A 20,169-nucleotide genomic window follows, 5' to 3' on the forward strand; every position below is an offset into this window, starting at 1 on the left:
TCCTATCCCTGTCTTCGGGTCAGGATAGTACCGAGCGCGATACCCGCTGCCGAACCGATGGCCATCCACACGGCCAACTCCCCAGTGACGATTCCGACGCCGGTCCCGAGCGGCAGGCCGACGCCGATGCCCCTCCATAGTTCGCCGTGAACGTTAGGCCTCTGTGCTTCTTCCATGTTGGGGCTTCTCCCACGCCGGACATAAACCTCGGCCAATCGGAATAACTTCGATATTCAGTTCGGTGGAGACGTCGCGGAACACGATTACTGAGATAACTTCAGACATCGACGGAAATCTTCGGATCCATACGATATAATCTAAAAGTACAACCGTAAGTTCCGATTCAGTTATAATTCTCACAAATCTGAGAAAGAATTAATCGTGCCGAATCCATGCGTCTGCTTGCCAATGACACAGGCGGATCCACGCAGGCGACTCGTTCTCTTCGTTATCGCGCTTATCGGGACGGCGGTAATCGCCGCCGCCCCGACGCCCGCCGGGCTTTCGGTCCGCGGGCAGTTCGCGTTCGCAACGATGTTCTTCGCGGGCTTTCTCTGGGTGACAGGGACGCTTCCGCTGGCGGTGACGGCGCTATCGATCCCCGTCGTGCTCACGATGTTCGGCGTGTACGCCGATCTCGACGACGCGCTGGCGGGTTTCGCGAACCACCTCATCTTCCTGTTCATCGCCGGGTTCATGCTGGCGAACGCGCTCCAGAAATACGACATCGACCGCCGGATCGCCCTCTGGATAATGTCCGTGATGGGGTCCTCGCCGCGCCGACTCGTCCTCTCCGTAATGCTGGCGACGGCGTTCCTCTCGATGTGGGTGTCGAACACGGCGACGGCGGCGATGATGACGCCCATCGCGCTTGGCGTCCTCTCGCAGGTACTGGGCCGCGAGACGGTCGAAGCGGCGGGTTCGGCAGTCCCAGGAGGGTCGTCCGACTCGTCGCCCGCCCCCGACGGCGGGACCGTCACGGTCGAAGGCGGAGACGAACCGTTCACCAACCTCCACGTCTCGATGCTTCTCGGAACCGCCTACGCGGCCAGCGTCGGCGGCGTCGGGACGCTCATCGGGACGCCGCCCAACGCGGTGCTGGCCTCGCAACTGAACGAGATTCTGGGCTACGAGATCGGCTTCGCCCAATGGCTGATCATCGGCGTTCCGGTCGTCGTCATCACGCTCCCCATCGTCTGGTACGTCCTGACGTATCTCCTCTATCCGCCGCAGATAGACGACGTGAGCGATGCACAACGGATGGCGCGTCAGTACCTCGAAGAGGAAGGCGAGTTGAGTCCGCGCGGTAAACGCGTCGCGCTCATCTTCACCGCAACCGCCCTTCTGTGGGTCGTCGGAGGATTGGGCGACTTCATCGGCGGGTACTTGCCGTCCTCGTGGGCGGTCACGCTGTTCGGCGGCGACGGTACGAGCGTCTTCGGCATCGACGGCCACCAGGGCATGCTGTACTACGTCGTCGTCGGCCTCGCCTCGGTTCCGGCGCTCGTGCTGGCGGACACGATGGAGTGGGACGACCTCGTGGACATCGACTGGGGGACCATCCTCCTGTTCGGCGGCGGCATCGCGCTTGCCGACGCGCTGGCGACGACGGGCGCGACGAAGTGGATATCGAACTCGGTCTTCAAATCGCTCACCGGCGCGCCCATCGTCCTCGTCGTCGGCGTGGTCGTCCTCCTCGTCATCTTCCTGACGGAGATGACCTCGAACACCGCCACGGCGACCATCATCATTCCCATCCTCATCAGCATCGGGAGCGTCTTCGCGGCCACGCTCGGACTGACGGACGTCGCCGCCGCCGTCTTCCTCTCCGTTTCGGGGGCCATCGCGGCGAGTTTCGCGTTCGCGCTCCCCGTCGCGACCCCGCCGAACGCCATCGTCTTCGGGAGCGGCTATCTCAAGCAGGAACAGATGATGCGCGCCGGGGTCGTGTTGAACCTGATAATGACGGTCATCCTCACCGGACTCATCTGGGTGCTGTTCCAGTTCGTCTGGCCGCACGTCCTCTGGTGAGGGAACCTGTTTTCACTCCGCTCGAACCAACAGCGTATCGAGCGCGTTCGGGACGACGAGCACCTCGCTGCCGGGTTCGACGGCGTCCTCGACGGAGTCCCGGGCGTGCATCAGACAGTCCTCGACGATTTCGGGATGCTCGCTCCCGGTCACGTACACGTCGTGATCCCGCAAGACGTGGGCCACGATGAAGGCTCGTTGTGCGCCCGGTTCGTAGCCGGTTCGCATCTCGTCGTAGAGGCTCTCAGGGTCGCTCGCGCCGTCGAGTCGGTCGTAAAATCGCTGTTCGCCTTTTCCCTCGCCAGCGCCTTCGGGCATGTCGGCGGGGACGACGACCCGTCCGCCCGCACGGAGCGGGTTTCGGTCGCCGAGGACGACGTAGGTGGCGGCGCGGGTCGCCTGATAGAGGTTCGCGGCCTTCGCTTCGGGAACGCCCGCGATGACGGCGTCGTAGTCGTCCGCGACCGGAACCGACAGCGCCTCTTTTGCGACTTCGGCGAGGTCGGCGACCACGTCGCGGTGGTATCCGGCACTGGCCCCGAGAATCCCCTGCGGCCCGTGCGTGACGTTCAGACAGAAATCGAGACCGATCACGTCGCCCGCGTCGTTCAGCAGTTCCCGGAACGGGTTGTCCTCGACTCGGCCGAGTCTGACGCCGGACCGGGAGAGCATGTCCGGCCCGTGCGTGTACCGGATGAGCGACTCGCCGCCCGCGCCGATGGCGACGGTTTTCGCCCCGCCGGAAAAGCCCGCGTACTGGTGCGGTTCGACCATCCCGGTCGCAAGGACACGGTCCGCGTCCGCGACGGTCGGATTGAGCTCGATGGGGACCGCTACCCCGTCAGGTGCCTCGACCGTTCCGACCTCCATCACCGCCTCCGCGTCGTGGTTCTCCGCGAGGTCCGCGTGCTCGCCGAGGGCATTTTCGATCTCCTCGTCGGTCATCGGGCGGTGGAGACCGAGGCCGAGGACGACCGAGACGTTTCCGCGCGGCACGTCCGCCTCCGCCAATTCCGCGAGCAACACGTCCAACAGCACGTCGTCCGGCGTGGCCCGCGTCACGTCCGTCACGACGACCGCGACCGTCTCGTCGGGGGACACGAGGTCGTGGAGATTCGGGCCGTGCGGGTCCGCGACCGCTCGCTCGGCGGCGGTCCGAGGGGAAACCGCGGTACCACCCGGCGGAGAAAGAACGGTCACGTCGCAGTCGGGCAGGGAGTAGTCCGGAAGCGAGTCGTCCATGGGTTGCGGTACGAACGCCGGGGGGGAAAGTCCTCAGGTCGCCCACTCGACCATTCGGTCGTAGAGGGGCGACGAGCGCAGGGCGCGCTCGTCGCCGACGAGGACGAGGGATTTCTTGGCCCGGGTCAGCGCGACGTTCACCCGGCGATAATCGTCGAAGATGGGACTGTCCAAGTCGCCCGTGGCGACGAACGAAACGATGATGACCTCCTTGCTCGACCCCTGGAACCGATCCACCGTATCGACCGCGACCGAATCCGGAACCCTTCGAGAAATCTCGGCGACCTGCGCCCGGAACGGCGCGATGACGCCGATGTCCTCGCGGGCGACGCCCGCCTCCACGAACTCCGAGACGAGTTCGGTCACGCGCTCGGCCTCGACGGGGTTCGTGTTCCCCGCCGTGGTTCCGTCCGGGTCGAAGAAGCTGACCCCCGTCCGGAGTTTCGGTGAAAGGGCGTCCGGATCGACCGTCGGGAGGTTCTCGATCCGTTGGGCCGCAACCTCGCCGTTGGCCGGACGGAGCGCGCCGTCGTAGAACTCCCGCGAGGAGAACGCCTGAATCCGCTGTGCCATCCGGTACTGGCGGTCGAGCATGACGGACGCCTCGGGGTACCGTTCGACGAGCCGTTGGAACAGGGACGTCGAGAGGTCAGTTTCTGCCCTCACGACCGGCGGCAGTTGATGATGGTCGCCGACGAGGACGAACCGCTCGGCGAGATTGATGGCCGCGTGCGTGGCGGGTTCGGTCAACTGCGAGGCTTCGTCCACGAGCGCCACGTCGAACGCCTCCTCGCGCATGATCCGGGAGCCGCAGGTCGCCGTCGTGGCGGCAACGACGTTCGCCCCCTTGAGCTCGGCGACGCGCGCGCCGGGGTCGCCGCTCCGCTCCAGACGAACGTCCTGCATGTCCGCGCGGACGCCGGTTTCCGTGCCGACGCGAACGATTTCCGCTTCTCCGAACCCTTGCTCCCGGAGCGCTTCGAGCGCGTTGTCCACGGCGCGGTTCGTGAACGCCGACAGCAGGACGCGGTTGCCGTCCTCCACCAGCGCCCGAATGGTCCGCGCGATGGTGTAGGTCTTCCCTGTTCCAGGCGGGCCGTGGATGAGCGCACAGTCCTTCGCGTTCACCGCGAGGTTGACCGCCTCGTTCTGGGCATCGTTGTTCTCGATGAAGGGTCGGATTCCTCCCTCGAACTCCGGCTCCCCCCTGCCGAACAGCACGTCCTTCCGCCGCTCGTCGCCCTTCAGCAGAGCGTCGTGTAGCGCGGTCAACATCGCGTCGGACGAGAACTCCGAGGGGTACACGTCCAACCTGCGGAGTTCGACGGGTTCGTCCGTCGTGACGACGATTTCGTCCCCGAGCGTCACGACCCGCGCCAGTTCCGCGTGCCCGCTGACCGGGTGACCGTTGCTGGCGAGGACGACGTCACCCTCCCGAATCTTCGAGACGGCATCGTCCGTCTGCCTGGCGCGAAGCTCCCAGCGTTCGCCTTCGATCTGGGTTTGACCTGCGGGTTCCAACCCGATGAGCGCGCGGTCGTCGTCGGCTCGCTCCTCGGCCGTCTGTTCCCAGAGTTTGGCGTACTCGCGGTGGGTCGCCCGCCGCTCCTTTTCGATTTGCTCGTACTTCTCCCGGAAGTACTCACGCTCGTCCTCGGGGATGGGGCGGCCGATTTGGCCCGCCTTCGACTCCTGGTCCAGACGCCCCGAAACGACCATGCAGGTGTCCTTCTCGAAGCAATACTCGCATTTCGCGTTCGCCTCGTACCCCGTCGGAACGCTCATATCGAACTCCGCCGCGGCTATCTCGTTGCGAGTTCGGACGACGAATTCCAGCAGTCCCTTGGCGATGGCGAACTCCTTCGCGGGCGAGAGGTCGCCCGTCTCCTCGGTGCGGTCCAGCGCCGAGTTCTTCGTGTACAGCAGGGTGCCCGTGTCGGCCGGAACGTCGCGCTCTTGCAGGAGAAGGGCGTAGCAGGCCGCCTGGATCTTGTCCTGAAACCGCGGGTCGCGGTTCGTGTTCTTGCCCGTCTTCAGTTCGACCGGCATCCCGCGACGGAGCGCGTCACACCGACCTTTGATGCCGAAGCGCTCGCTGATGAGCGTGTACTCGCTCCGCCAGTCGTCCGTGTCGTCGAGGACGCCCTGTTCCAACCAGCCCTCGATGGCGCTGGCGTTCTGGCGTACCTCGCCCACCACTTCATCCGCTTCGCGTCCGAGCAGGCCGAGTTGCAGACCGACCTCCTCGACGCGCTCTTCGATGGATTCGTCCAATTCCCGACCGCGAAGCAGGTCGCCGAACACCTCGTGGACGATGGTCCCTTTGACGACGGGGTAGTTCAGCGGAATCCCCGACAGTTTGTTCAGGTAGTACATCCGGGGGCACTGCACCCACGAGCGAACGTCCGTCACGTTCACGAGGAACGCCGGTTCGACCACGACGTAGGACTCCTTGCTTGTCGCGTAGCTCGTCTCGCCCTGGTACTCGGATTCCTCGACGTCCGTCACCAACAGCTCCATCCCCGCTTCGAGATACTCCGCCGTCTCCGTCCACTTGCCCCACAGCGTCACCGTCTTCGGCACGTCGTCGTCCGGTTGTACGACGACTTCCACGAGGTCGCGCTCCCCGTACTGCGTACTCACGGCCCGCACCTCTCCCGGCTCGGTGACCGTCCCCCGTATATTCACGAACAGTTCGTACTTGCCCTCGCGGAAAAATACTGTCGATTACGACGGGAAGACGAATTGGACGAGTTCGGTGTGGTTTCGAGATTCTTTTCCCGTCTCGTTACGAACGGACGGCGCTCGGTTTTCGCCAAAATCAGTTCCAACTCCGGACTCACTCCCCATCCGAGACGAGGGTCCACGGTGGGTCGATAACCCCGATCATGGTGAGGACGATGGCCGGGAACCAGTAGATGGCGACGATTTCCAGCGTGAGGCTGTCGTATAACAGGAGAAAGCCGAAGAGGAAGACGAAGGGGACGACGAAAATCGACCAGACGGCTAACGTTCGTTGCTGCTCCTCGTCCATTGGCGGGAGGTCGAACGAGGGGGGTAAGAATCCTTCGAAAGCCGGGCTACGTCCACTGGTCGAGACCGGTCTGGGTGATGCTCTCCTCGATGCGCTCGAACCCGCGTGCGACCTCGTCCTCGTGGACTTTCCACTCGTCGACAACGTACTCGCGGGCCGCCGCGATGTCGGGGTCCATCGACGCGTCGAACTCGTACTCGTCGGTCACGTCGGGGTCCAGAAACATCCCGCGGATGATTTCGACGTTCTCGATGTAGGCGTCACGCTCTTCGAGGACGCCGAAGAGGTCGCCGTGTTCCTTGACACCCTTGAGTGCCGTTTTCGGACCGACACCGGAGACGCCCTCGTTGAAGTCGGTGCCACAGAGGATGGCGATATCGACCAACTGCTCCCACGTGATGTCGTGTTCTTCGAGCGTCGCCTCGAAGTCCATCAACTCCGGGTCGCCCTTGCTTGTCAATTGGCGGAGCGTGAGCGGCGCGCCGAGGAGGAGCGCGTCGTAATCCTCCGTTCCGGCGTAATCGACCGCGCCCGTTCGCGCCATGTGCGCCGCCTGTGCTTCCCCTTCGGCGGGGGCCTCGACGACGGGCACGTCGAGCAGGTCGAGCAGTTCCCGCGTCGTTTCCTGAATGACGGGCGTGAGCCGCTGGGTGTGGGCTTCGAGTCGGGCGACTTCGATGGCGTCGCCCTCCTCGCGTGCATCTTCCAATTGGTCCTCCAGTTTCTCGCGCTGTTCGCGTCGGTTCTCGATTTCGTCGCTCTTCAGGTCCGTGACGTGGCCGTCGAAGACGAAGACGGGAACCAGATCGTGTTCGAAGAACTTCGGCAGGCCTTGGACGACGCCGACCAGATTGGCGACCTCGGTGCCGTCCTCGGTGGTGTACACCTCGTCGCTGGTCCACTTGACCGTCGTCGTGAGATAGCGATAGAGCCAGTTGTGGGCGTCGATGGCGACCACCGAGCCTTCGATGTCGTCGAAGCTGACCTCCTCCAGGGATGCGAGTTGCCGCAGTGCGGAATTACCCATTTGGCGACGCTAAGGGCGGGAGCGGCTTGAAAGCTCCCGTCCGGGACGACATCGAGCTATCTGTCGGAGAAAAGTGTATTAGAACCCGATTTGAAACGAAGCGTATGAAACGAAGGGCAGTCCTCACCATGACCGCCGGTTCTCTACTCGCACTCGCTGGGTGTGTTGAGTCCCTCGGTTCGAAATCTCAGGATAGCGGCGTCGTCCTGACGAAATTGTCCATCGAGAACAATAGCGAAGACCCGCAAACAGTCGCAGTCGATGTGCTCTACGATGGCAAAAGCGTTTATTCAGAGAGACACGAGGTCACAGCGAAGGAGGGCAATGTTCTCGGTGGGGAGGAGATTACTGTCGACTTCCCCAGTGATCCCGGAGAAGTCGTGATTCGTGCGAAGATGGGGAATGACAGTGCGGAGACGAACCTCACGGACGAGATGAAGAACGCGTGTGCGAGAGTACAAATTTGGATAGACTCGGACAGTTCGCTATTCATTTTATCGAGCAACGAGGGAACCGACTGTTTCGAAAATCGATGACTCCCCGTACTTCTCTTCGGTGTAGCACTCGCTCGTGAGTCTGTGTTCGACCAGTGTGACAAAGAGACGCGAGAGAAGAGTGGAACACCGGGTTCACGACGAACGCCGATCAGTTTCCGGATTTCGTGCCGGTCGTCGTGCTGGTCGAGTTCGTCGTGGTTTTCGTTCCCGTGGTGCTCGTGGTCGAATCACCGGACGTCTTGGTGGTGCTCGTCGTCCCGGACGTGGTGGTTCCCGAACCGTCACCCTTCGTGGTAGTCGTTCCCGAACCGTCTCCCTTCGTGGTAGTCGTTTTGGAATCGTCCGTCGTGGTCGTCGTTTTCGACCCTTTCCCGAGCGCGGCGTCGAGTTGTGCCTTCGTCTTCTTCGGTGACACAGTCGGCGCGGTCACGGTGTCGCCGACGACGATGCGGGGGACGCGCGTGATCGGGATGTCGTGTACTTGGTCCATCGTTTTCTCGATCTGGGACTGGTACTTGTCCGACTCGATGATCGAGGCGATGTCCGAGCGGTCGCTCACGTCTGCCTTCTCGGCCAGGTTGAGAAGCATCTCCGTCGTCGCCCACCCCGGCGCGCTGTTCTGGTTTTTGAACACGGTACCGAAGTACGTCCAGAACTGGTCGGGGTCCTGATTCCAGACCACCAACCCGGCCCGCGCCGCACGGGGTGAGTCGGGACCGTGGAACCCTTCGCCGTCCTCGTAGGCGACGGCGCGGAACTCGATCGCCACGTCGCCGGGTTTGACGTACTTCTCGATGAGTGTCGGTAGGATGTCGAGGACGAAGTGACGCGTGTAGGGACACTTCCACGCGCCGTAGAACCGAGCCGTCACCGATGCATCTTCCGAACCCATCGTCGCATACTTGTACTCACCTGCCTTTTCCGGGCGTGACACCGCCTGATAGGCTTTCGGTGCGGGTTCGAGGTCTTCGGGGTCCACGGGGTCGACCTCCGATGTGGTTTCCGTTTCGGTCTCCGTTTCGGTCTCCGTCTCCGTCGTGCTCGACGTCGGATCCTGAATGGTCTCCGTCGTCGTCTGTGCGCCGTTCCGTCCGCCCGAATTCTCCGAGGAGGCACCGTTCTTCGAAAACGCCGAGCAACCGGCGAATCCGACCGTCAGGCCCGACCCGATGAGTCCGAGCACTCTTCTTCTATCGTCTCTCACTGTCATACACGAAGCGATACTCAACCTTCGTTAATAGGTCATTAACGGCTGAATGAATGGTGTACTAAACGAAGAGATTCCCCCCGTGAATTCATCGGCCTCCCGATCATTCAATAGGCTCAGGGGTCGACCGATTGTGGTGGCCGACGACCCTCCTTCGCCGCCAGAAACTCCTCCTCGTTCGGGGAGAGATCACGGGCACGATACACGTCCAATCCGTCCTGATAGCGCTCCGTTTCGGGTTTCGGGTGTTCCAAGACCAGTTCCGCCAGTCCCGTCTCCTCGCCGGTGAATCCGAATCCCGCTCGATAGAGCGCGTGGTACGCGTAGGGGTTGTTTACCGCGATTTTAACACGCTGATAATCACGCTCGTGAATCCGCCCCGTCGTGAATCGCGCGAGTTCGGAGCCGATTCCCTCGCCGCGGCGGTCGGCGTGTACCGTCACGTACCGAAGCCACATCGTCCCGTCGTCGGTACGGTCCTCGTTGAACGCGATAGCGGCCACGAGATGGTCGTCGCCGTAGTTCACCGGAAGTCCGGCCGCATCCCGTGAGACGCGGGCGACGGCCTTCCCCGTGTTCGACATCACGAACTTGCCCGCGTAGCTGAACCGTTCGTAATCGAGTCGCAGTTTCGGCCCCTCGTCCGGCCATCCCAGTACCGCGTACTCCATGTTCATCCGTTTCGGCGCGACCCACATCCCTCCATCGGGTCGGTGGTTCCGCCGTCGAATTTTATGCGATGGGTCGCGTTCATCCGATATGTCCCCCACGAACGGCGATATCGGTCACTTCGACCGCATCGCACGACTGTACGACTACTTCTCGCCCGATTCGGATTACGATATTTTGCGCGAAGGCCTCCAACAGGCCGAACGACCCATCGAGCGAATCGCGGACGTAGCGGGCGGAACGGGCCGGGCCGTGCGCGCGTTCGACGTGGACGAGCGCTTCGTCGTCGATGCCTCCTCGGGGATGCTCGAACAGGCACACGCACGCGGACTCGACTGCGTACGCGGGGATGCGACCCGACTGCCGCTCGACGCCGAATCCGTCGATGCTGTCGTCATCTCGGACGCACTCCATCACATCGGCGACGCGAAGGCGACCCTTTCGGAAGTCGAGCGCGTGCTGCGGCCCGGCGGCGTGGTGATCATCCGCGAGTTCAATCCGGCGACGGTTCGGGGCCGGTTGCTCGTCCGTGGTGAACATCTGCTGGGAATGCGGTCGTCGTTTTTCACGCCGGACGAACTGGCTCGTCTCCTACACGCGGCGGACCTCGTCCCGCGAGTTCGGGGCCGTGGCTTCGATTACACCGTTGCGGGTATCAAACGCACATCGGGAACGACATAACCCCGGCCGTGCAACGAACCGTATGAGCAGTGCGTTCGTAACTCGGCGATTCGACCGCTCGGGAACGACGGCCGGACTCTTCATCGGCGATATCGTGGTTCTGTTGGTGCTCTTGGCAGTCGGGAGCCTTCGCCATCACGATCCGATTTTCCAAGAACCACTTTACTTCGCTAACACCGTCGCACCGTTCCTCATCGGGTGGTTGATATCCGCGTTCGTGGTCGGCCTGTACAGTTCCCGCGCCCGCCGGTCGGTTCGAGTCTCGGTGCTGTTCGCGGACGGAACGTGGATCACCGCCGCGCTCATCGGTGCCGCACTCCGTGCGACGTCGTTCTTCCACGGCGAGTCACCGGTCAGTTTCGTCCTCGTGATGCTCGGCTTCGGCATCCTGTTTTTGACCGTCTGGCGAATCTTGGCCGGGGTTACGTTCGCGATTCGCTAACGCGGTCACTTTGCCGTCGCCGAACGCCGTGGCCCGTAGCGTAAAGTGATTCCCGGTTGTCCTCCGTTCCTGATGTCGTCCATTCCATCCGAGTTCCACGAACTGTTCGAGAAGCCCGTCTTCGCGTACTTCGCCACGCTCACGCCGGAGGGACTGCCGCACGTCACCCCGGTGTGGGTCGATTACGACGCCGACGAGGACAGGGTGCTCGTCAACACCGAACGCGGTCGGCGCAAGGAACGAAACGTGCGGGAGAACCCGAAGGTCGGGATGGGAATGACCGACCCGGACAACCGCTATCGGGCGCTGTCCGTCCTCGGCGAAGTCGACGAGATGACCGAGGAGGGTGCCCGCGAGCACATCGACGAACTATCTCAGCGCTACACGGGGGAGGAGTATCAGCCGGAGATTCGGACGACGCGAGTCCTGCTCAAAATCCGTCCGGACGAGGTAATCGCCCACGGCGGGTGACCGGAAACGACGAAAATAGCGTTTTCACGCGGCGACGCGCCGGTACTCGACGTACGAGTATAGCATGAGATAGGCCGCGACGAGAATGACCGGGCCCACCATGAGGTAAATCGCATACCGAGGGACGAACGCGCCGAGGATGGCGATGATTCCCGCGATTTTGAACAGCGGCCCCGCACGCGAGTGGGTCTTCTTCCACACCCTATCGTCCGAGAGCGTCCACGGCGTCCGGACGCCGATGAACCAGTTCCGCTCGACGCGGCTCATCAGCGCGCCGATGAAATAATACAGCACGCCGATGGCTGGCGACAGCACCATCGTGAAGTCGAATCGGTAGCCGAGGTTCCAGAGGACGATCAGCACCTGCATGTACAGCATGAACGCGACGAACAGGACGATGAACAGATCGTAGTACCGCCGGAACTCCGCGATGTTCTCCCGGAGCGGGTCGATCCGCGGAATCGCGGCGAAGAGCACGAACAGTCCCGCGGTCATCGTCGGGACCAGGAACAGTCCCCACAACTTCGGCATCGTGCCGTCGGCGTTCCCGCTCGCGTTCCAGTGGGACGCGATTTGGTCCGGCATGCGGGGATAGTAGTACACGCCCAGGGCGAACGAAACGACGACGAGTGCGAGCGCGACGAAATACGATTTTCTCCCCTTCATGGTGGATAATAGTTCGTATTCCCTCATAAACTTACGCGGGTTTCCCCAAACCCAACTCTGATTGTTATCCGGTTGGTCGGTTGCGCCATGAGTACTACCGATGTCGATTATTCTGCCCGCGCCAAGGACGTGCTCGGGTTCTCCAGATGGTGGCAGGTCGCCGCCGCGGTCGTGATGATGGGGTTGGTCAGTCCGTATCAATACGTGTGGTCGTCCCTCCGCTCGCCGATAGCGAATCGCCTCGCCATCGATCCTGCGGCGCTCGGCGCGGTGTTCACCCTCTTCGTCATCTTTCAGGCGGGGTCACAGTTCCCCGTCGGTTGGTGGCGCGACAGACACGGCCCACGGGCGCTGACGCTCCTCGCGGGAATCCTCGCCGGAGGTGGCTATCTCGCCTTGTCCCGCGCGACGAGCGTCTGGCAGTTGTATCTCTTCTACTCGCTCGGGGCCATCGGGGTCGGTATCGTCTACACCGTCGCGGTGAACACGGCGCTGAAGTGGTTCCCCGACCGGCGCGGTCTGACGACCGGGCTGGGGACGATGGCGTTCGCGGCGGGGAGTGCGCTCGTAGTTCCGTACGTGCGCACCAACGCGACGGCGTCGAGTTACCCGGGCGTCCTTTGGAACATGGGGTTGCTCATCGGTATCGGAATCCTCGTCGGAGCGGTCGTGCTCCGCGACCCGCCCAAGGGATGGCTCGAAGCGACGGCCGACGGCGGCGACGAGGCGACGGAGATGGTTTCGGGCCCGCAGTACACGTGGCGCGAGATGGCCGGAACGTGGCAGTTCTGGGTGATGTACGTGATGTTCGTTTGCGCGAGCGGGGCGGGGTTGATGCTGACCGCGAAGGTCGTCTCCTTCGCCGAGCACTTCGGGCTGGCGGCGATGATTGCAACCGTTTCCGCCATCGTACTGCCGCTTTCGGGTGGCGCGGGGCGGTTGATCGTCGGCGACGCGTCCGACCGGATCGATCGGGAGCGCGCGATGGCGGTCTCCTTTTTCCTGTGCGGCGTCGGTCTGTTCGCCGTCGTCTGGTTCGCCAACGTGAACTCCGACATCGGGTTCGTCCTCGCCGTCATCGTCGCCACGTTCTTCTGGAGTCCACAGTACACGCTGTTCCCGAGCGTCGTCGGCGACTACTACGGAAGGGAACATTCCTCGGCGAACTACGCACTGCTCTACTCGGGGAAGATGTGGGGTGGCGTGTTCGGCGGGGCAGTTACAGGGTTTCTCGTTACGGCGATGGGATGGACGGTCGCGTTCCTCATCGGCGGTGTTCTCGCAATCGTGGCGGCGCTCGGCGCGTTGCTCCTTCGTCCCCCGACGCACGACTGATCGGTGAATACCGCCGTTCGATCGTCGACCATCGACGCCCTATCTCAATTATCCCTGGTAATCCTCCCTCGAGGAATTCAGACAGCACCTATCATGTGCATCGTTAACATGATTTTTTGGCAGAATGAATTACTCTCGAGCATTACTCTCCCCACAGAGAGTGCAGAATTCTCGGTTTTCAGGCCCTGTATCTTGATGGCGTCTCTATAAGTTATGAGAATGTAACCGGTGGTTTCCTTAGAGCATTCTCAATCCATACAGGAATCAGCTGCTTCGCCTATGGGAAACAGTTATATACCTATACCGCATATTATTGAATACATTATGACTGGATACTATGACCTCATTCTTGGCCTGATCCCACTCGCATTGGTCGGTGTAACCGGAGCGTTCAGCATCGCTGGACTCGCGCTAACGACCGCTGTACCCCTTGGAGCGTTCGTTTCCGTGCTCCTCATCGGACACGCACTGTTCGTAAACGGCCCCGTCGATGAAGCATCTGCCCCGAACCCCCAGTCATCCGCGCCAGTCAATTCCGCTGAGTAATTTTCGTCCCTCTTTTCCCTCTCCTTTCTCCGTTCGTTTCACGTTCGCAGTTCATTTTCACCCTTCATTCCCGACGGCTACCGTCTCCGTTCCTCAACGGTTTTGTCGCTGGCTTCCGTTCGTCCAGCCATGACCGAGACGCTGTTTTTGACGAGCGACGACGTCGCTGGACTGGCAGAGATCGACGAGTTTGTCGATGCCGTGCGTGACGGCTATCGTCAGCGAGGACTGGGAGCGCCCGCGAAGCCCCGGACGACGCTGGTGAACGACGAACCGGCGGGGATGCTGACGAGTTACTCCGCAATTCTCCCAGAAACGGGCGCGATGGGCGGCTACATGTATCCCGCCGGGTTCGGCGCGGGCGATGCGTGGTTCATGACGCCGCTGTTCGACGCCGAGACCGGCGAACCCCTCGCGCTCATCGACGGCGCGAGCATGAATCCGTTCAAGACCGGTGCGGCGGGTGCGGTCGGACTCGACGCACTCGCGCGAGAGGACGCAACCTCGCTCGCGCTCATCGGTACCGGGGCGCAGGCACGCGGACAACTGAAAGCGGCGATGACGGTCCGGGACATCGAAACCGTCTGGGTCTACTCGCCGACGAAGGAGAACCGGGAGTCGTTCGCGGGCGAGATGAACGAGGCGTACGACGCCTCGGTCGCCGCCGTCGCCAGCAGTGCCGCGGCCGTCGAGGACGCCGATATCGTCATCACCGCGACGACGGCCAGCGAACCGGTGTTCGACGGCGACCTGCTCAAGGACGGTGCACACGTCACCGCGATGGGTCAGTATCACCCGAAAAAGCGCGAACTCGACGCGACGACGATAGCGCGCTCGACGTACGTCCCCGACCTGCGGGAGCGCGCGACGTCGGACGCGGGGTCGTTCCTCCTGGCGATGGAGTCGGGCGACGTGACGGAAGAGGACATCCACGCCGAACTCGGCGAGGTGGTCGCGGGCGAGAAACCGGGCCGTGAGTCGGCCAAGGAGATCACCGTCTTCGACAGCGGCGGAACAGGCATCGAAACCGTCGCTTCGGCGTACATGCTCTACGAGAAAGCCCGCGAGGAAGGGTTGGGCTCGACGATTTCGTTCTCGCCCGCGAGCGAGGCGCTGACCGGCGAGTAGTTACGACCGCGAACCGACCCACGCGCCGAGCGCGACGCCGTACATCGCGTGTCCGGCGTGGAAAATCATGGATTCGTCCTCTTCGAGAGCCATGTCCAACAGTCGACCGAGCATGACCCGTTCCCCGAAGAGGGAGAGCAGGAGGCCGTAGCCGAGACCGCCGATTATCCCCTCCGTCTCGGTGTCGAGTGCCGAGTTCGATCCCTCCCCAAACGCGACGGCGAAGAGGCTACCGGCGAATCCACCGTACAGGAGATGAAGTGCGATCGAACCGGCCGGATGGTCGTTCGGTTCGCCGCCGAGGAACTTCGCGCAAAACTCGGCTGTCGGCGGGTACGACAGCGAAATCGACTCACGGAACGCCGTCATGACGACGGTACTGAAGAGTCCACCGACGAATCCAGTTGTTGCGTTCGAAGCCATGGAATAGGCTCACGGCGGCGGTACGAATAGTCGTGATGGCACACCGAATCGGCTATTACACCGACCAGCCGAACTGCTCTTTCGCCTTCTCGACCGCGCTTTCGACCTTCTTTTCGAGTTCGTCGATGGAGCGTTCGACGTAGTGGACGCGTTCGCGTGGAACGCGTCGGACCATGTCGTCGCCCTCGTCGTTGACCCCGACCTTGATCAGCCAGTGGTCGTCGAAGTAGACGATGTCGTCGTTCTCGGCTTCTCGTTCGATTACCTCTCCCTCCGGGTCGTCGTAGACGATGGTCGCCGTGCCCGTGTCTGGCATCTCTGGCATCGTTCGTGCCTGCGGAGAGTGAACGGAAACTTTCTTTGGCCGTTTCCCTACTCCTCGCCCGCCCGCCGACGGATGTCGATGCGATAGTCCGAGAGCACGTCCCGTCCGAGGATGAGCGGATGACGCATGTGGCTTCGGTCCTCCACGCTGGCCGTCACCCTGTGCCACCGTTCGCCGATACCGATGTCCACGTCCACCAGCGGCCGCGTCTTGCTCGCCTTCCCGCTGCCGAACTTCACGGCGGCGCTGCTCTTGATGGGACCCGCGCCGACCGCTGACGCGAGGTCGATACCGATGCTCGTTCGGGTCGCACCCGTGTCGGCCTTGGCGATGACCGATTCCGACGTCCGCATTCCGTTGACGACCACCCGTTCCGTGTAGCCGACGGTTCGGTGGCGGTTCGTTCCGCCCGATCGACGTGGTTTACAGGCGGGAACCGAATCGTCCAGCGCTTTCGCGATCTCTCCGACCTGCCCGGGGGCCACCTCGCCACCGGCCCGCTCGATCGCGTACCGGGCGACGTACGGGGCCGCGCTCTTGCCGGTCGCGTCGAACAAGCCGGTGAACCCCGCCGTCGGGTTTATTTCGAGGACGTACCAATCCCCGCGCCACTCCATCACGTCCACGCCCGCCACGTCGAGACCGAGGGCGTGTGTCGCGTCGAGGGCGATGGACCCCACTTCCTTTGGGAGTTCGTCCGTCACGTCCTCCGGGGTGCCGCCACGCGCGACGTTCGTCCGCCAGTCGCCGTTCGGGGCCAACCGCCGCATCGCGCCGACGATCTCGTCGCCGACGACGTACACCCGCACGTCGGACTGTTTGCCCTGTTGGTCCAGAAATCGCTGTAGGAACGTGTGCCTGTGACCGACGACCGGCGTCGGTCGCTCGTTTCGCGCCACCTTCCACGCCGCGTCACCGTGGGTCCCGATACCGGCCTTTTGGAGCATCGATCCGCCGACGTACCGACTCCCCTCGGCAAACGTGGCGGCGGACAATCCCAGATACGAATCCGGCGTTCTCACGCCGTGGTTGGCGAGTCGAACCGCTGTCGCGTACTTGTGAATCGCCGTCAGCACGGCCGAAGGTGGGTTGACCATCGGCCGATGCCCGGCGAGCGTGTTGGCGATTTCGAGGTGTTCGAGCGGATGTTCGGCGGTCGTCAACAGCAGTCGGTTGACGACGATGTCCACGTCGGGGTCGAGTCGCGGTTCGTCCCCGATGATCTGGACGCGGGTGTTTCCCTTTCGAAGCCAGACGGGGACGTGACCTAGATCGTCTATCGCGTTCAGAATCGCCTTCGTCTCCTTGCTGTTGTGAAAACTGAGGACGCCGACACGAACGGATTCGTCGTGTGGAGAAGACCTTCCTTCGCCGAGAGGAGTCATAGCTTTCCTACGCGAGGGATGGGCCTGTCCGTTTCGTCGGTACGAAACCCTGAGAGGTTCGAGAACGGTCGTGTTACAATCCGAGCGCTTTCATCAGCGGAATGCCGCTCGCCAGCGCGCCGACGAGGTAGCCGCCGATCGCGCCGCCGTTTAGGAGCGGCAGTCCGGCGTGTGCTCGGCCCTTCATCACCATCCACAGCAGGACGAGTAGTCCGGCTATCGTTCCGATCATCGCGGTCAGCGCGGGCAGGTTGAGCGCGATTCCGGAGAGGAGCGCGTTCGCCGGGGAGAAGAAGGCCGCGCTGGCGACCATCACGGTCGGCATGACGGCGTCGCCGAGGCCGATGAAGAAGGCGTCTCGATTCGGTTCCCTTTCATCACCGACCGCGTCGCCGAGGCTCTCGGGATCGTCGAACTCGCCGTCCCCATCGCCGACCAGTTCGTCGTCGTTCTCGCTGACCGCGCCTTCGCTCGTCGCCTGCACGGTGTCTTCGAGGAACGAATAGGAGAGCGACAGCGGAATCACGAGGATGACGGGTATCTTCAGGTCCATCACGCCGGAGGCGAGCGTGAGCATGTGTTCCGTGCCGTAGACGCTGATGGCGTCGTAGACGGCCAGCACGGCGAGCAGGAGGATCGCGGGGAGCAAACCGAAGCTGATACCGAACAGCCCCGCCGACCCGGCACCCATCAGGACGCCCGCGGCGTCGATGACGTACCATTCCGGATACACCGCCAGCGCGAGTGAAACGAGCGCGGCGAAGACCCACGCGAGCACGTTGACTTGCGAATCGGCGACCGTCACCGTGACGACCGCCGGAATCACGACGCTGAACACGTACAGCGAAATCATCCCGCTGGTGAGGATGATGACCGCGCGGAGGATCCACTGCACGCCGAGTTTGATGACGACGAGCATTCCCGCCGTGAAGACGAGGATGACGCCGATGTAGACGAGGCTGTTCGTCGGGTCCGACGGGTCGCTGACCGTCTGGTAGCCCGCCGTCTTGAACGGCTTCACCAGCGCCAGCGCGCCGAGCTGCACCGCCAGAAAGATGGCGACGGTCAACCCGGACGCGAAGAACTCCCGCGTTCGATTGTCCATGTCGGGAGATAGAAGTGACCCCTCTTTGTGGTTTTGGGTTCGTCGGATCGATTAGGGGTTTCAGAACCGAACGGAACCTTACCGGGCGTAGAGTTTCGCCCCGACGAGCGTCGGAAGCGGCGTCTCGTCGTCCGGTGACACCGCGACGTAGGGCTGGGACACCGGCCCGAACACGTCCACGACCCGTCCGACCGTCGTCAGTCCTTCGTCCACCACCATCGTTCCGATGTCCGGGTACTCCTCGCTCGGCGAGCGAACGATGGCCAGTCCTTGGGCCGTCCGGACGACCTGTCCGAGTCGCTGCATCACTCGCGCATGGCCGTGACGTATGCGGCGACGGCCTGTACGACGTCGTTCTTCGCGGAATCATCCGCGTTCTGTACCAGCACGCGTCCGCGTTCCTCCCATCCCTCGCGGGAGTACGCCTTGTCGCGTTCGATCACCGTGTCGTAGCCGACTTGCTGTACCGCCCGTGCGATTTCGTCCACCGTCGGTTCCTCGACGGCCATCCCTTCCGGTACCCGTCGCCCTTGTCCGCGAGTCAACCCCGCGTCGATGTAGGCGGGCCAGATGACTATTTCGACCATACCGTCACTCCACAGTCCGGCGTTAAACTCCTTTTCGTGTCACGCCGACGAGGAGGGGTTCGTGGAGGGGGAGTGGTTTTTAGTTGCAATCAGTATGAAATCGGTAGAACTAGCTTACCTGTGATACACGCTACTCCATCCCAGTACTTGCACCCTCTGTAAAACTGCCAAACACGTCTATGCAAAACGGTAACTGCGAAAAACGAAAAATCCGTTCAGAACCGCCGCGTCAACAGTCCAATGAGTCCTAGTGCCACGACCGCAATCGGAATGCCGAATCCGGGTTGGCCACCCGATTCGCTCGTGCTGGTGGACGAACCGGCGGTGGTCGTGGTTGTCCTCGAATCCGAGGCGGTCGACGTCTTCGTCTTCTCGGTCGTCGTCGTGACGTTGGCCTTCTGATAGGCCTTCGGGTGGAGCGTCTTTGCCAGTTTGGCTATCGGTTTGACGATCTGCGGGGCGGGCTGGCTGACGTAGTTGGGGTTCAGCGAGACGGTCTGGTTCTTCTTCGCGGCGGGGGTGCTGCTGTAGGCGTCCGGAACCTTCGCGCCCGTCGAGACGATGAACCACTGGGGTTTCTGCTTGACGACGACCTCGTTACTGATGGGCTGGTAGCCGGAGATTCCGGCCTCCGCGGCGACGTTCGTCCCACCAGCCTGCGTGATGATGGTGTCCATGAACGTGCCGTTCCCGGCGGTGTACCCGCCGCTCATCACGTACATGACTGAGGGACTGTCCTCACCCTCGACGGCCTGATGGACGGTCTCGATTCGGTCTTTCATCCACGAGACGGTCTTCTCCGCACCGCCGCACTCGCCCGTGAGCTGGCCGGTGAGGTTCGTCTTGGCGTAGATGTCGTCGATGGATTTGGCCTCGCGGAACTTGTAGACGGTCAGTCCGGCGTTCCGGAGCTTTTTGACCGTCTCGTCGGAGATGACGTTCGGGGCGAGGACGAGATCGGGATTCAGCGAAACGACCTTCTCCGGGACGACGGCGGTCATCCCGGCACCCGAAACGTTCGTCTTCTCGCTCGCGCCGTTGAGGTACGCCGAGTACTTCGACACGCCGACGACCTTGTCCTTGCCGCCGATCTTCCACATCGTCTGGGCCGCGCTCGGCGAGAGCGTGACGATCCGCTTCGGCTCTTCGTTTATCGTCACTTTCGCTCCCGTCGCGTCGGTTTTCGTGACCGGGAACTTGCAGGTGGTCTGTGCGTCAGCAGCGCCCGCGACGCCCGCACCGACGCCAGCCCCGAGGGAGCTGACGACGACAGTAACGAGCAACAGCGCCGATAACAGTCGGTGTCTCATGTAGTCGGCACGTCGGCCGTATTCAATAAATATTTACCTAAAGCAATTTCACTTTCAG

At 62.6% G+C, this 20,169-nt stretch carries 23 protein-coding genes; 8 read left to right on the top strand and 15 right to left on the bottom strand.

Features of this window, described 5'->3' with window-relative positions; translation table 11 throughout:
- Positions 1-2 precede the first annotated feature (2 nt).
- Positions 3-176 (bottom strand): hypothetical protein, encoded by a 174-nt coding sequence (locus NKF26_RS11175; RefSeq protein ID WP_190303737.1) that lies wholly within the window; start codon positions 174-176, stop codon positions 3-5.
- A 232-nt stretch (positions 177-408) separates the two neighbouring features.
- Here NKF26_RS11175 and NKF26_RS11180 point away from each other — a divergent pair, with 232 nt between their 5' ends.
- Positions 409-2,031, top strand: coding sequence for an SLC13 family permease (locus NKF26_RS11180; protein WP_253228083.1), 1,623 nt, complete (start codon positions 409-411; stop codon positions 2,029-2,031).
- A gap of 12 nt (positions 2,032-2,043) precedes the next feature.
- Here the strand turns inward: NKF26_RS11180 and NKF26_RS11185 are convergent, their stop codons facing one another.
- The 4 genes from NKF26_RS11185 to fen form a co-directional block, all read right to left on the bottom strand.
- The gene (locus NKF26_RS11185; protein WP_253234325.1) at positions 2,044-3,273 is read right to left on the bottom strand and encodes a lactate racemase domain-containing protein; all 1,230 of its coding nucleotides are present in this window, start codon (positions 3,271-3,273) and stop codon (positions 2,044-2,046) included.
- A gap of 33 nt (positions 3,274-3,306) precedes the next feature.
- The gene (locus tag NKF26_RS11190) at positions 3,307-5,961 is read right to left on the bottom strand and encodes an AAA domain-containing protein (RefSeq protein ID WP_253234326.1); all 2,655 of its coding nucleotides are present in this window, start codon (positions 5,959-5,961) and stop codon (positions 3,307-3,309) included.
- Positions 5,962-6,112: 151 nt separating this feature from the next.
- On the bottom strand, positions 6,113-6,307 hold the full coding sequence (locus NKF26_RS11195) for a hypothetical protein (RefSeq protein ID WP_253234327.1): 195 nt from the start codon (positions 6,305-6,307) through the stop codon (positions 6,113-6,115).
- Positions 6,308-6,353: 46 nt separating this feature from the next.
- Positions 6,354-7,334: a flap endonuclease-1 gene (gene fen, locus NKF26_RS11200; RefSeq protein ID WP_253234328.1), complete on the bottom strand. Its 981-nt coding sequence runs from the start codon at positions 7,332-7,334 to the stop codon at positions 6,354-6,356.
- A 104-nt stretch (positions 7,335-7,438) separates the two neighbouring features.
- Between fen and NKF26_RS11205 the strand changes: the two genes are divergently transcribed.
- On the top strand, positions 7,439-7,870 hold the full coding sequence (locus NKF26_RS11205; protein ID WP_253234329.1) for a hypothetical protein: 432 nt from the start codon (positions 7,439-7,441) through the stop codon (positions 7,868-7,870).
- A gap of 109 nt (positions 7,871-7,979) precedes the next feature.
- Here the strand turns inward: NKF26_RS11205 and NKF26_RS11210 are convergent, their stop codons facing one another.
- Together NKF26_RS11210 and NKF26_RS11215 are read right to left on the bottom strand one after the other, a co-directional pair.
- A complete protein-coding gene (locus NKF26_RS11210; RefSeq protein ID WP_253228078.1) occupies positions 7,980-9,041 on the bottom strand; it encodes a thioredoxin domain-containing protein in 1,062 nt (353 codons plus the stop codon).
- A 113-nt stretch (positions 9,042-9,154) separates the two neighbouring features.
- Positions 9,155-9,736 carry a GNAT family N-acetyltransferase gene (locus tag NKF26_RS11215; RefSeq protein ID WP_369682139.1) on the bottom strand — a complete coding sequence of 194 codons (582 nt, stop codon included), beginning with the start codon at positions 9,734-9,736 and terminating at the stop codon, positions 9,155-9,157.
- Positions 9,737-9,797: 61 nt separating this feature from the next.
- Between NKF26_RS11215 and NKF26_RS11220 the strand changes: the two genes are divergently transcribed.
- From NKF26_RS11220 to NKF26_RS11230, 3 genes are all read left to right on the top strand, one after another.
- Entirely contained in the window at positions 9,798-10,388 is a 591-nt protein-coding gene (locus NKF26_RS11220; RefSeq protein ID WP_253228077.1) for a class I SAM-dependent methyltransferase, read from the top strand.
- A 22-nt stretch (positions 10,389-10,410) separates the two neighbouring features.
- Positions 10,411-10,830: a DUF3054 domain-containing protein gene (locus NKF26_RS11225; protein WP_253228076.1), complete on the top strand. Its 420-nt coding sequence runs from the start codon at positions 10,411-10,413 to the stop codon at positions 10,828-10,830.
- Between the two features lie 72 nt (positions 10,831-10,902).
- Complete coding sequence (locus NKF26_RS11230; RefSeq protein ID WP_253228075.1) at positions 10,903-11,301, top strand: TIGR03618 family F420-dependent PPOX class oxidoreductase; 399 nt, start codon at positions 10,903-10,905, stop codon at positions 11,299-11,301.
- Positions 11,302-11,325: 24 nt separating this feature from the next.
- Here NKF26_RS11230 and NKF26_RS11235 read toward each other — a convergent pair whose 3' ends face one another.
- Complete coding sequence (locus NKF26_RS11235; protein ID WP_253228074.1) at positions 11,326-11,967, bottom strand: SdpI family protein; 642 nt, start codon at positions 11,965-11,967, stop codon at positions 11,326-11,328.
- Positions 11,968-12,054: 87 nt separating this feature from the next.
- On the opposite strand from NKF26_RS11235, the gene NKF26_RS11240 reads away from it, so the two are divergent.
- The 3 genes from NKF26_RS11240 to NKF26_RS11250 all read left to right on the top strand — a co-directional run bounded on the left by NKF26_RS11240 (position 12,055) and on the right by NKF26_RS11250 (position 14,976).
- Positions 12,055-13,302, top strand: a complete 1,248-nt coding sequence (locus NKF26_RS11240; protein ID WP_253228073.1) for an OFA family MFS transporter — start codon at positions 12,055-12,057, stop codon at positions 13,300-13,302.
- Positions 13,303-13,626: 324 nt separating this feature from the next.
- On the top strand, positions 13,627-13,848 hold the full coding sequence (locus NKF26_RS11245; RefSeq protein ID WP_082837779.1) for a hypothetical protein: 222 nt from the start codon (positions 13,627-13,629) through the stop codon (positions 13,846-13,848).
- A gap of 129 nt (positions 13,849-13,977) precedes the next feature.
- The gene (locus tag NKF26_RS11250) at positions 13,978-14,976 is read left to right on the top strand and encodes an ornithine cyclodeaminase family protein (RefSeq protein ID WP_253228072.1); all 999 of its coding nucleotides are present in this window, start codon (positions 13,978-13,980) and stop codon (positions 14,974-14,976) included.
- Here the strand turns inward: NKF26_RS11250 and NKF26_RS11255 are convergent, their stop codons facing one another.
- The 7 genes from NKF26_RS11255 to NKF26_RS11285 all read right to left on the bottom strand — a co-directional run bounded on the left by NKF26_RS11255 (position 14,977) and on the right by NKF26_RS11285 (position 20,111).
- Positions 14,977-15,399 carry a hypothetical protein gene (locus tag NKF26_RS11255; RefSeq protein WP_253228071.1) on the bottom strand — a complete coding sequence of 141 codons (423 nt, stop codon included), beginning with the start codon at positions 15,397-15,399 and terminating at the stop codon, positions 14,977-14,979.
- A gap of 55 nt (positions 15,400-15,454) precedes the next feature.
- Entirely contained in the window at positions 15,455-15,715 is a 261-nt protein-coding gene (locus NKF26_RS11260; RefSeq protein WP_066142954.1) for a hypothetical protein, read from the bottom strand.
- A 56-nt stretch (positions 15,716-15,771) separates the two neighbouring features.
- Positions 15,772-17,109, bottom strand: a complete 1,338-nt coding sequence (locus tag NKF26_RS11265; protein ID WP_253228069.1) for an ATP-grasp domain-containing protein — start codon at positions 17,107-17,109, stop codon at positions 15,772-15,774.
- A gap of 73 nt (positions 17,110-17,182) precedes the next feature.
- Positions 17,183-18,214 (bottom strand): presenilin family intramembrane aspartyl protease PSH, encoded by a 1,032-nt coding sequence (locus NKF26_RS11270; RefSeq protein ID WP_253228068.1) that lies wholly within the window; start codon positions 18,212-18,214, stop codon positions 17,183-17,185.
- Positions 18,215-18,292: 78 nt separating this feature from the next.
- Positions 18,293-18,520 (bottom strand): H/ACA ribonucleoprotein complex subunit GAR1, encoded by a 228-nt coding sequence (locus tag NKF26_RS11275; protein WP_253228067.1) that lies wholly within the window; start codon positions 18,518-18,520, stop codon positions 18,293-18,295.
- Positions 18,520-18,801 (bottom strand): signal recognition particle subunit SRP19, encoded by a 282-nt coding sequence (gene srp19 / locus NKF26_RS11280; RefSeq protein ID WP_066142943.1) that lies wholly within the window; start codon positions 18,799-18,801, stop codon positions 18,520-18,522. Before srp19 ends, NKF26_RS11275 begins: the two co-directional genes overlap by 1 nt.
- Positions 18,802-19,016: 215 nt before the next feature.
- Positions 19,017-20,111 (bottom strand): PGF-CTERM-anchored ABC transporter substrate-binding protein, encoded by a 1,095-nt coding sequence (locus NKF26_RS11285; RefSeq protein ID WP_253234330.1) that lies wholly within the window; start codon positions 20,109-20,111, stop codon positions 19,017-19,019.
- Positions 20,112-20,169 lie beyond the last annotated feature (58 nt).

Source organism: Haladaptatus sp. AB618, from assembly GCF_024136965.1.
Lineage (GTDB): Archaea > Halobacteriota > Halobacteria > Halobacteriales > Haladaptataceae > Haladaptatus.